Raw genomic sequence first — 843 nt, 5'->3', positions numbered from 1 at the left:
GTCGACACCGTCTTGCCGTTGAGCATGGCATCGAGCGCGGTGCGCAGATCCCCCGTGGCCTCGGTAAAGCCCGACACGGTCACCGTGCCGTCGCTGTTGAATTTCGAGACGGCAACGCCCAGCGCATCCACCGTATCGGCCATTCCCTTGAGCTGCGTCACGGCCGTCTGGAACGCGGCCACGCTGTCGAAACTTGCGGGCATTCCCTGGGCGAGTGCCTGGCTGAATGTCGCATTGTCGTCGCTGCGCAGTTGCACGCCACCCAGCAGATCCTTGAGGCTCACCGAACGCTGATCCGGGTCTTTGTTATTCGGATCGTCGCGCACCGTGCCGAGATAGGCATTCCCGGCCTTGAGCCCCATGCTGCTCATCATCGTATTCAGGCTCGCGATATCGGCTTTGAGCTGCGCGGTGATGGTGTCGGTCTGCTTCTGGTTCCAGGTCTTGCCGATGCTGAACTGATCGCCCTCGAGCAGAACCTGATCGATGGTGTAGGGGTTCTTTTTGTGCCCGAAGAGCCCGCCCAGAAGACCACCGGCCCCGCCACCGATCAGACCGCCGAGAAGCGTGCCGATGCCAGGGATGATCGAGCCTAGACCGGCGCCGAGCGCCGCCCCGGCGCCCGAGCCGAGTAGACCATAGGTGCCCCCACCGATACTGCCGAGCGCCGAGCCGAGGCCCATGCCGCCACCGATCCCGCCGAGCATATTGCCCACAGTCGCCGTGCCGAAGAGTTTCGTTCCGAGCGCGCTGGAAAGCCAGCTGCTCGAACTGGCGACGCTGCTTGCGGCGGTGCCAGCGCCGGGAATGGACACGCTACCCGCCTTGCCCGCACCGCCCCCC

Annotated in this window: 1 pseudogene; it reads right to left on the bottom strand. The window is 65.0% G+C overall.

Annotation, left to right across the window (positions count from 1 at the left end):
- Positions 1-843: pseudogene (locus C0V97_RS18295) on the bottom strand (hypothetical protein); the annotation flags it as partial.

Source organism: Asaia sp. W19 (assembly GCF_003994335.1).
GTDB lineage: Bacteria > Pseudomonadota > Alphaproteobacteria > Acetobacterales > Acetobacteraceae > Asaia.
The sequence above is the reverse complement of the archived record's forward strand: the minus strand, read 5'-3'. Positions and strand labels throughout refer to the sequence as shown.